Genomic DNA, 9,443 nt, shown 5'->3' with positions numbered 1-9,443 from the left:
ATGACCCTCGAAATCTGCACCGAAGACCTCGCCCAATCACTCGCCGCACAAGCCTGCGGAGCCCACCGCATTGAGCTTTGCGCCGATTTGCACAACGGTGGCACCACTCCCTCCCACGGAATGATGGAGCAGGTGAGCGAAGCCTGTAACATTCCGGTTTTTGCAATGATAAGACCCAGAGGCGGTGACTTTTGTTACAGCGCTGCAGAGCTGAGATTGATGCTCAGTGATATCCGTGGAGCTGCGAGAGCCAATGTAGCCGGTGTGGTTTTTGGCGTACTCAACAACGACTCTACCCTCAACCTGGAACACAACCAAATGCTGTTGAACGAAGCCCGTCAAATCGGACTTGCCGCTACCTTTCACCGGGCCATAGATGTTTGTCGCGACCCGCTTCACGCTCTCGAAACCTTGATGGAAATGGGCTTTCAAAACGTGCTTACCTCGGGGCAGGAAACAACAGCCGAAAAGGGCCTTGCCTTGATTGCCGCCATGACACAACTTGCCGGCGACACCCTCACGGTAATGGCCGGTAGCGGGGTGAACCCCACCAACGCCGAAATTTTTAAAAGATCCGGCATCAAAGCGCTGCACGTCACGGCCAGAAAAGAAATGCAAAGCTCCCTGCACCTGCATATGGGCACGCAATGGAAGCCTGATGAAGAAAAAATCCGGGGAATTTTGAAGGCCGTCAGGTAGTGGCCAGTGCAGGCCGCTTAGAGGGTGTTTCTTCCTGCGCTTCAAAGCGGCGCAAAAAATCCATTACCAGTTCGTTGAAAACCGCAGCTTGTTCAATGCTCACCACGTGCCCGCAGTACCGCACCACTTCCAAACGCACTTTTTTGTGCAGCGCCGCATAGCGCTCCGCCTGACGCAGAAAAAGGTGGTCCTGGGCACCCATTACGAGCAATTGCGGTATGTGGCTTGGCGTGTGAAAAATGTGCTTCAGCGTTTGATTCAGTCCGGCGTAGAGCGCAGTCCATTTTCGGAATTCTTCCGTGCTCAACACTTTTGACTCACGCAGAAACACTTCACGCGATTTTTTGTGGTTCTTGCGCGGTAGCATAATGGTGGCGCTGAGCTTGTAAAAGGCGCGGTAGCCAATCACCTTGGCGAGCGCCAGACTGGTTCCGGCCAGCACTTTAAGCCGGGTACTCAGTCGTACAATGGCGCCGGCATTAATCACCGAAACCACGCGGTTGGGCTGTTGATCGCGCATGGTGAGCACAATGATGCTCCCCAGGGAAACACCCACCAGGTGAAGTTTTTGCACACCCAGATGGTCGGCCACTTTCCAGATTTCAGCGCCGATTTGCCCAAAACTGTAATGATTTGCGATTTCCGCTCGTTCTGCCATTTTTCCGTGACCGGGAAGATCAATCAAAATGATGTTGCAATAACGGCCAAGTTCGGGAACTTGTCGCTTCCAGGTGGCGGTGCTGCCTCCTGCGCCGTGCACCAGCAAAAGCCAGGGTGCCCCGGGGGAGCAGCGATGCACTTCGTGGTATAGAACAGGATGGTGCGTTTTCATGTCACTTGAAACAACCAGTTGCATGGCAAAGTTCAGAAGCGCGGGCGTTTTTCAGTTATCGCGCTCTTCAAAATCCTCGGTCATGTTGCGGTCAATCTGAAATGCCACAATCCAGGCCACTACGCCAAATACCACCAGCGCAATGATTCCGATAAGAAGAATGAGCCAAATCATATCAGCGCAATTTTACAGCCGTACCATACACAAGAATCTCCGCAACGCCCTGCATAATCATGCTTGTTGTGATGCGCACATTCACCACGGCGTCGGCACCAAGGCGCTCGGCATCCTGCTGCATCCGCTGCAAGGCTTGTTCACGAGATTGTGCCTGCAACTTGGTGTATTCACTGATTTCTCCTCCCACGAGGTTTTTGAGTGAAGCAAAAATATCCCGCCCTACATTTCGGGCACGCACGGTGCTTCCGCGTGCAACTCCAAGGATTTCAACTACTTCTTTACCGGGTATGGTCTCTGTATTGGTAATAATCATGTTGGATGTTTTTAGTGCATGAAGGTACGAAGCGAACTATTCGCTCGCGTAAGCTGATTGAAAAAAACCGTTTACTACTTCACCAACGGACGCATAAGTGTTTGAAAGGAAAGTGTCTTGCTCAGCGGCTGAAAACCAGCGCAAGTCCTCAATTCCCTCCTCCTCCTGTGGCATCAACTTTCCGGATCCGTTCCAGCGCATCAAAAACCATTGGGTTCGTTTCAATACAAAACGGCCCTTGTAGGGGTAGATGTGCCAGGTATCTTGCAAGTGTTTTTCCAGACCCAGTCCGGTGATGCCACATTCTTCACTTACCTCGCGAAGGGCTGTTTCCTCCATGGATTCACCTTCTTCGGTTTTTCCTTTGGGAAGGTCCCATTTGCCGAGGCGAAAAATTCCGAGAAAACGTTTTCTGTTATCCAGCACAAGCCCACCCGCTGCATCCAAACGCAAAAACTGCTTTTGCCAGCGCTGCCATGCTTCCTGTTCGGACAATGAATGATGCAGCAACATGCCTACCGGTGCCTTGTTGAGGGTTTGTTGCCACAACTTTCCGGGGGTGGCATCAGACCAGTCTATGAGTTGCAAATTACTGTTAATTCGCCCATTATCATCGGCATGACTGTTGATAAAAAGCGGAGAATCGTTGATGAAAACTTTATACATTTGCGGCATGAATAAACGCGATGAATCCTCGCTCAAAGTAGCGGAATTCCTGCTTCAAATCAAAGCAATCAAACTTCAGCCTTCCGCTCCTTTTACGTGGGCTTCGGGTTGGCTGTCGCCCATTTACTGCGACAACCGCAAAACTTTGTCCTACCCAAAAATCCGCACCTATATTCGCCAGGAGTTGGCGCGCAAGGTATTGGACAACTTCGGAAAGCCCGACATGATTGCGGGTGTGGCCACAGGCGGCATTGCACAGGGGGCTTTGGTTGCGCAGGAACTGGGTGTGGGGTTTGCCTATGTTCGTCCAGATGATAAAGGCCACGGACTGCAGAACCGCATCGAAGGTGTGGTAGAAGCCGGCCAGTCGGTAGTGGTGATTGAAGACCTGATTTCAACAGGCGGAAGCAGTTTGGCTGCCGTGCAGGCCCTGCGGGAAGCCGGATGCGAAATCAAGGGAATGGCTGCCATCTTTACCTACGGATTCGATTTGTCGGTACAGGCTTTCAAAAACGCCCAGTGCCCCGTTATCACTCTCACCGATTACAACACACTTATTACTCAAGCCCTGGAATCGGGCTATATCTCGGTTGACGACCTCGAATCGCTTCGCGAATGGCGTCAGAATCCCGCCACATGGGGTCAAAACCAACACGCACAATGACTAAAATAGAGAGCCAGAAGGTTACCGTTGCTGCCAGCGCCGAAGAAGTGTTCAACTACGTGAACGACGCCAACAACTTTGAAGGTCTCCTTCCGCCCGACCGCATTGAGAACTGGCGCTCTGATCAGGATAGTTTTCGTTTTAAGATCAAGAACGTAACCGAAATCGGTTTCCGAAAAAAACAGGCCGACCCTCCGGGATACCTGCAACTTGAATCGGACGAAAGCGCACCTTTTGCGCTCACGCTCAATATCCACATCAAGGCCATCGGCGACAACCAATGCGAAGCTCAGCAAATCATTGAGGCCGACATCAACCCCTTTCTGAAAATGATGGTTGAGAAGCCGCTCACCAACCTTTTTGATTACATCGCCAGGAGGCTGTCAGAGGAGTTCGCCCATTAACTGCACGTCCTGCATCGCAAAAGAACGGGTGTTTCCATTGGGAAATTCAAGCACCAACTGACCTCTTGCATCCACCCCCGCTACACGGGCTTGCAATTCATCCTCGCCTGCGCGGTATTTAAGCCACCTATCGGTCCCCCAAAGACATTCCCTGTACCTTGTTTCACGAAGCGAATCGTTGTAAAGAAGAAGCTGGTAATTGCGCTCGAGCACGGGAAGTAAGGCTTTGCAAACATCCTCCGGTACAAATCTTTGCCCTACCTCTGCTGATAGCGATGTGCTTTTCAGGGCGGTGCCTTCAGGGTGTTCGTTCAGGTTCATACCAATTCCCACAATGCTGTGCTCCACCCATGTGCCGCGCAGACTGTTTTCTATGAGCACACCCGCCAGTTTCGCGTCGTTGCAAAGCAGGTCATTGGGCCATTTCACGGAAGCTTTGAGAGCGAAACGCGTTTTGAGAAACTCCACCAGGGAGATACTCACCACCTGGCTGAGGGCAAACTGCCGGTCGGCCGCGAGGGCGTTGGGAAAAAGAACCACGCTCATTAAAAGCGCGCTGCCCGGTGAGGCCTGCCAAACCTTTCCGCGCTGCCCTCTACCTGCTTCCTGAAATTGTGACAGAACGACAGTACCCTGCGCCACATCCGCCGAACGCAACAAAGTGGCAGCATAGTTGTTGGTTGAATCCAGAGATTCGAGGCGGAAAAGGGTGTCTCCAAAAGCCATCTGGGCAAGGTTTGCAAAGCACCGCAAAATAAGCCAATCTCGTGTTGAATGTGTAACTTTGCACCTTGTTAAAAAGAATGAATGGCGGGTAAAACAACGAAAAAAGAAAAAGAAGCACTTCTTAACACCATTATACATGGACTTCAAGAAGTTAAAGGAAAGGACATTGTAGTTCTCGATCTGGAAAAAATCCCCAACGCCGTATGCAGCAAGTTCATTATCTGCCATGGAGACTCCAATGTGCAGGTAGAATCGCTGGCGGAATCCGTTGAAAAAGAAACGCGTGAGCAGCTTAATGAGCGGCCGATACATCGCGAAGGAATGGCCAACGCCGAATGGATTATCCTCGATTACTTCAACATCGTTGTGCACATTTTTCAGCGCTCTTCCCGCGAATTTTACGATCTGGAAAGGCTCTGGGCCGACGCACCCTCACACCAGGTTGATTACCAAATATAACATGCATTTGCTATGAGTGCCAACGAGCCAAATAAAGAATTCAACGACCTGAAAAACAAATTCTCAGGTGGTTCTCGTCCGCCCAAAAACAAGCGGCCGTTTAACTTTTACTGGATTTACGCCATCGTAATTCTGGTAATCATCTCGCTGAACCTGTTCACCTTTGGGCCTACAGCCGTACCCCTCACCTACACTGAGTTCGAGAAAATGGTGGAGGAAGGTCACGTTGAACGCATTACCGTAGTAAACGAGAGCGTGGCCCAGGTAACCATCAAGCGCGATTATCTGGAGCGCGAGCCGCACGACAAGAAAATTAAAAACCCCACGATGGGCTCCAAGCTCACCGGTCCGCACTACCGCGTGGAACTCGGTAGCATGCGCGAAGACTTTGGCTCTAAGCTCGACCGCTGGTACCGCGAAGACGGGGTAATGTACGAGTTCCGCACGGAAGACAACTGGGGGCGTGAAATTTTTAGCTGGGTGCTCTTTTTGGGTATCATGATAGCCATCTGGATGTTTGTGATGCGCAGAATCAGCGGCTCGGGCGGACCCGGAGGACAGATATTCAACATCGGAAAATCCAAGGCCCAGCTTTTTGAAAAAGGGAAAAGCACCAACGTTACCTTTAAAGACGTGGCCGGCCTTGAAGGCGCAAAGGAAGAACTGGAGGAGATTGTTGACTTTTTGAAAACCCCCGACAAGTACACGCTACTCGGTGCTAAAATTCCGAAAGGGGCATTGCTTGTAGGCCCTCCCGGAACAGGTAAAACACTGCTTGCCAAAGCAGTTGCAGGAGAAGCACAGGTGCCGTTTTTCTCCCTTTCGGGCTCAGACTTTGTAGAAATGTTTGTGGGAGTGGGTGCCTCCCGGGTGCGCGACCTTTTTAAACAGGCCAAGGAAAAGGCTCCTGCCATCATCTTTATTGATGAGATTGATGCCATCGGCAGGGCGCGTGGAAAAAGTGCCAACATGGGTGCCAACGACGAGCGCGAGAACACGCTGAACCAGCTACTCACCGAGATGGACGGCTTTGGCACCAACAGCGGGGTGATCATCCTTGCTGCTACCAACCGTGCTGATATTCTGGATCGCGCCCTGATGCGTGCAGGTCGTTTTGACCGACAGATTTTTGTGGATATGCCCGACCTGGTTGAACGCAAGCAGATTCTCGCCGTTCACCTTAAGCCCATCAAAACCGACGATACAGTTGATATTGAATTCCTCGCAAAACAAACGCCGGGCTTTTCAGGTGCCGACATTGCCAATATCTGCAACGAAGCCGCACTGATAGCTGCCAGGAAGAAAAAGAAAACCGTAGGAAGCCAGGACTTTCTGGATGCGGTTGACCGGATCATAGGCGGTTTGGAAAAAAAGAACAAAATCATCTCCGACGACGAGAAAAAAGTCATAGCCTACCACGAATCAGGTCACGCCACCGTGAGCTGGTTGCTGGAGCACGCCTCTCCGTTGGTGAAGGTTACGATTGTTCCGCGCGGACGCTCTTTAGGCGCTGCATGGTACCTGCCCGAAGAGCGGCAGATTACTACTACAGAGCAAATGCTCGACGAGATGTGCGCAGCGCTGGGAGGCCGGGCCGCAGAAAAAGTGATTTTTGACAAAATCTCAACCGGTGCGTTGAGCGATCTCGAGAAGGTCACCAAGCAGGCATATGCCATGGTGAGCATTTACGGGCTCAATGATAATGTAGGTAACATCAGCTACTACGATTCAAGCGGTGGGGAGTACAGCTTTACGAAACCCTACAGCGAAAAAACCGCCCAAACCATCGACGAGGAGGTGCACAAGCTGATAGAATCCCAATACGAGAGGGCGGTTCAGCTTCTCACCGAAAACCGCGACAAGCTTGATCAGCTTGCTGACAAGTTGCTGAAAGACGAGGTAATCTTCAAAGACGACCTCCAGAAAATTTTCGGAAAGCGGCCGTTTGAGAAAGATGAAGCTCCCCTTTCTGAAACGGCTGATGCCGACACCACCCCAAGGGTGAACGGCAAGGAAACCCCGGCGGCGAAAGATGAAGCCATGACTCCTCCCGCCGAGGAGGAAAGCGCATCGGCACCTGCGGGCGAAAAAGGCGAATAGCACCATGGAGAAAGACTGGGTGCCTTTGTACCGCTCGTCGTATCCCACAGAGCTCGAGATAATCCGCAGCATGCTGGAAAGCCACGAAATTGCAGCCGTGGTGCTCAACCAGCGCGATTCTTCTTACCTTTCGTTTGGTGAAGTCACCCTGCTTGTGCGAAATGTTGACTATGTTCGCGCCCGTGGCTTACTCGACAAACATATGTCTGACGAATCCTGATTCATTGGCAGTTTCAACCCAAATCTTCACCCGACCCGCATGATGAAGACCATGCTTATTAGATCTGTGTCGGGCGCAGTATATGTTGCACTCATTGTGGGCACCACGCTCATGCACCCGATGGCTATTGCCGCTGTGCTGGCCGTCATCGCGCTGATAAGCATGCAGGAGCTGATGCAAATGATGGAGCAAAACGGAGTTCCCGTTTCAAGGGGCGCCACCTTTGCCGGAGCCGTGGTGCTTTTCTCGGGCTATGCTACTTCACTTACGGCCGGCGACGAACGACTGATTCTACCAGCGGTAGGGATGGCAGGAGTTGCTCCTTTTATATGGGAACTACTCACCACACGGCAACCCTCTTTCAAACGGTCATCCCGCTCGCTGGTGGCTGTGATTTACATCGGCACGCCCTTGGTGCTACTGGTTCAAAGCGCCTTCTACCAGGCTTACTTTCAACCCTATTTGCTGCTCGGTATTTTTGTGTTTGCATGGACCAACGACACCTTTGCCTACCTCACGGGCTCTATGATTGGCAAGCATAAGTTGATGCCCGCGGTATCGCCCAAAAAAACGATCGAAGGTCTGCTGGGCGGAGCACTTTTTGCGCTGGCCGGAGGCTGGCTTTTTGCCTATTTCAACGACGACCTCAATCTGTGGCAATGGATGACCCTCGCGGCCATCGTGGTGGTTTTTGGCACCCTCGGCGATCTGTCCGAATCGGTTATCAAGCGCAATTACAATGTAAAAGACTCCGGCCAAATCATGCCGGGTCACGGTGGTTTCCTCGACCGCATAGACGGACTGCTCTTTATTGGCCCCGCGGTGTACGCATTTCTGATTCTTTTCCGCTGAACGGGGATAAGCCCGGATACACTCAAAATTATCGGGCATAACGCAATTTCAATTACCTTCGGGCGCATAAATTCATCTCTACGGTTGTGAAATTTCACCGGGAAGGAACCAATATCATGCTGATAACCACACTGGGAACAGTGGTGGTAAACGTGTTTTTTCTGGCTCTTTTTGGCAAAGACAACCCGCTTGTGTGGTTTGTTTTTTTGCTGAGTGTGCTGTACCTCATTTTTACTTTTCGGTTTTTCAGGGTTCCCAACAGGCCCAATCAGGATTTACCCCCCAACGAACTGGTTTGCCCCGCCGACGGCAAGGTTGTGGTGATTGAAAAGGTGCAATACGCCGGTGCGGAACACACGCAGGTTTCCATATTTATGTCGCCCCTCAACGTGCATATCAACTGGTACCCCATAGACGGAGTCGTGGCAGAAAGCACCTATAAGCCGGGGAAATTTCTCGTAGCCTGGCACCCCAAATCCTCGGAGCTCAACGAAAAGCACGAACTGGTGATGCAGACCACAGGCGGGCACATCGGCCTGAAGCAGATTGCCGGAGCCGTAGCACGGCGCATTGTGAATTACGCAGAGCCCGCATCGCAGGTAAAGCGCGGCGACGAGATGGGTTTTATCAAGTTTGGCTCGCGGGTAGATGTACTGCTTCCCACCCATGCCGAGGTACTGGTAAACCTCGGACAAAAAGTAACCGGCAATCAAACGGTGCTGGCGAGGCTGTAGTCACAGTACATTTTGAAGCTCATTCATACCCCGCCTTCATGTGTTACATTCCCAGCCATTACTCATTTGGGAAGGCCCGTATAGTGCGCCAGGGACATTCGTGGTATTAAAAACCTACGTTCGGTTATTCTTCAGGGTTCAGAGCACCTGTAAATAGTGGGTTGAAACTGAAGATTATGTAGAAATAGCGGGCTATTGCGAAGCATTATTGAGCAGAAAATCACTGTATAGAGGTGAAAACATGATTGACTTTTCCATAAAACACCAAACTGCTACGTTGTATTATCGCGCTTTAGCCCGCTAGAGCTTTGAAAATGCGCCTTGTATTTTGGTGTTTATGAACATCTGAATTCCCGAATAATAATCGAACTCAGGTTAAAAAAACCGATCTCCTTTCAGAGACCGGTTTTTCACTTGGGTGCTATTCGGTAAGCAATTACTTCACCACACTGATTTTTACGGTGTCAAAATTTTTGTTGTTGACAATGAGTTTGGCAATGTAGATACCTGCGGGCCATCCGGTAACGTAGATTTCCTGGAAACCTGCGACGATCGTCGCAAGTAGATTGGTAGTTTTCATCGTTTTTTGTTTTTTAA

The 9,443-nt window shown here is 51.1% G+C and carries 12 protein-coding genes; 8 read left to right on the top strand and 4 right to left on the bottom strand.

Translation table 11 applies throughout. From position 1 onward, the window contains the following. On the top strand, positions 1-699 hold a 699-nt coding region (locus tag EA392_01955), incomplete at its 5' end, for a copper homeostasis protein CutC (GenBank protein ID TVR41303.1). Here the strand turns inward: EA392_01955 and EA392_01950 are convergent. The 3 genes from EA392_01950 to EA392_01940 form a co-directional block, all read right to left on the bottom strand. Further along, positions 692-1,555: an alpha/beta fold hydrolase gene (locus EA392_01950; GenBank protein ID TVR41302.1), complete on the bottom strand. Its 864-nt coding sequence runs from the start codon at positions 1,553-1,555 to the stop codon at positions 692-694. The genes EA392_01955 and EA392_01950 overlap by 8 nt on opposite strands. A gap of 151 nt (positions 1,556-1,706) precedes the next feature. Continuing rightward, positions 1,707-2,021 carry a YbjQ family protein gene (locus tag EA392_01945; GenBank protein TVR41301.1) on the bottom strand — a complete coding sequence of 105 codons (315 nt, stop codon included), beginning with the start codon at positions 2,019-2,021 and terminating at the stop codon, positions 1,707-1,709. 36 nt (positions 2,022-2,057) lie between these two features. Beyond that, on the bottom strand, positions 2,058-2,696 hold the full coding sequence (locus tag EA392_01940; protein ID TVR41300.1) for an NUDIX domain-containing protein: 639 nt from the start codon (positions 2,694-2,696) through the stop codon (positions 2,058-2,060). On the opposite strand from EA392_01940, the gene EA392_01935 reads away from it, so the two are divergent. Both EA392_01935 and EA392_01930 read left to right on the top strand, forming a co-directional pair. Continuing rightward, positions 2,695-3,351, top strand: a complete 657-nt coding sequence (locus EA392_01935) for an orotate phosphoribosyltransferase (GenBank protein ID TVR41299.1) — start codon at positions 2,695-2,697, stop codon at positions 3,349-3,351. The genes EA392_01940 and EA392_01935 overlap by 2 nt on opposite strands. After that, positions 3,324-3,755 (top strand): hypothetical protein, encoded by a 432-nt coding sequence (locus tag EA392_01930; protein TVR41298.1) that lies wholly within the window; start codon positions 3,324-3,326, stop codon positions 3,753-3,755. Before EA392_01935 ends, EA392_01930 begins: the two co-directional genes overlap by 28 nt. Here EA392_01930 and EA392_01925 read toward each other — a convergent pair. Continuing rightward, positions 3,735-4,619 carry a biotin--[acetyl-CoA-carboxylase] ligase gene (locus EA392_01925; GenBank protein ID TVR41297.1) on the bottom strand — a complete coding sequence of 295 codons (885 nt, stop codon included), beginning with the start codon at positions 4,617-4,619 and terminating at the stop codon, positions 3,735-3,737. The genes EA392_01930 and EA392_01925 overlap by 21 nt on opposite strands. Here EA392_01925 and rsfS point away from each other — a divergent pair. From rsfS to EA392_01900, 5 genes are all read left to right on the top strand, one after another. Continuing rightward, positions 4,563-4,940, top strand: coding sequence for a ribosome silencing factor (gene rsfS, locus EA392_01920; protein ID TVR41296.1), 378 nt, complete (start codon positions 4,563-4,565; stop codon positions 4,938-4,940). The genes EA392_01925 and rsfS overlap by 57 nt on opposite strands. 12 nt (positions 4,941-4,952) lie before the next feature. Continuing rightward, a complete protein-coding gene (locus tag EA392_01915) occupies positions 4,953-7,040 on the top strand; it encodes an ATP-dependent metallopeptidase FtsH/Yme1/Tma family protein (GenBank protein ID TVR41295.1) in 2,088 nt (695 codons plus the stop codon). A 4-nt stretch (positions 7,041-7,044) separates the two neighbouring features. Next, complete coding sequence (locus EA392_01910; GenBank protein TVR41294.1) at positions 7,045-7,260, top strand: DUF2007 domain-containing protein; 216 nt, start codon at positions 7,045-7,047, stop codon at positions 7,258-7,260. A gap of 39 nt (positions 7,261-7,299) precedes the next feature. Then, positions 7,300-8,112: a hypothetical protein gene (locus EA392_01905; protein TVR41293.1), complete on the top strand. Its 813-nt coding sequence runs from the start codon at positions 7,300-7,302 to the stop codon at positions 8,110-8,112. A gap of 116 nt (positions 8,113-8,228) precedes the next feature. Then, complete coding sequence (locus EA392_01900; protein TVR41304.1) at positions 8,229-8,846, top strand: phosphatidylserine decarboxylase family protein; 618 nt, start codon at positions 8,229-8,231, stop codon at positions 8,844-8,846. Positions 8,847-9,443: the final 597 nt, after the last annotated feature.

The sequence above is a fragment of the Cryomorphaceae bacterium genome (assembly GCA_007695365.1).
In the GTDB taxonomy this organism is placed as follows: domain Bacteria; phylum Bacteroidota; class Bacteroidia; order Flavobacteriales_D; family SKUL01; genus SKUL01.
This window is presented reverse-complemented; position numbering and strand designations above follow the sequence as displayed.

Bases quoted from the DNA above. Each gene is read 5' to 3' on its own strand.
- EA392_01950 (TVR41302.1), bottom strand. From the start codon at position 1,555: ATGCAACTGGTTGTTTCAAGTGACATGAAAACGCACCATCCTGTTCTA.
- EA392_01915 (TVR41295.1), top strand. From the start codon at position 4,953: ATGAGTGCCAACGAGCCAAATAAAGAATTCAACGACCTGAAAAACAAA.
- EA392_01945 (TVR41301.1), bottom strand. From the start codon at position 2,021: ATGATTATTACCAATACAGAGACCATACCCGGTAAAGAAGTAGTTGAA.
- EA392_01905 (TVR41293.1), top strand. From the start codon at position 7,300: ATGATGAAGACCATGCTTATTAGATCTGTGTCGGGCGCAGTATATGTT.
- EA392_01930 (TVR41298.1), top strand. From the start codon at position 3,324: ATGGGGTCAAAACCAACACGCACAATGACTAAAATAGAGAGCCAGAAG.
- EA392_01910 (TVR41294.1), top strand. From the start codon at position 7,045: ATGGAGAAAGACTGGGTGCCTTTGTACCGCTCGTCGTATCCCACAGAG.
- EA392_01935 (TVR41299.1), top strand. From the start codon at position 2,695: ATGAATAAACGCGATGAATCCTCGCTCAAAGTAGCGGAATTCCTGCTT.
- rsfS (TVR41296.1), top strand. From the start codon at position 4,563: ATGGCGGGTAAAACAACGAAAAAAGAAAAAGAAGCACTTCTTAACACC.
- EA392_01925 (TVR41297.1), bottom strand. From the start codon at position 4,619: ATGTATAATGGTGTTAAGAAGTGCTTCTTTTTCTTTTTTCGTTGTTTT.
- EA392_01940 (TVR41300.1), bottom strand. From the start codon at position 2,696: ATGCCGCAAATGTATAAAGTTTTCATCAACGATTCTCCGCTTTTTATC.
- EA392_01900 (TVR41304.1), top strand. From the start codon at position 8,229: ATGCTGATAACCACACTGGGAACAGTGGTGGTAAACGTGTTTTTTCTG.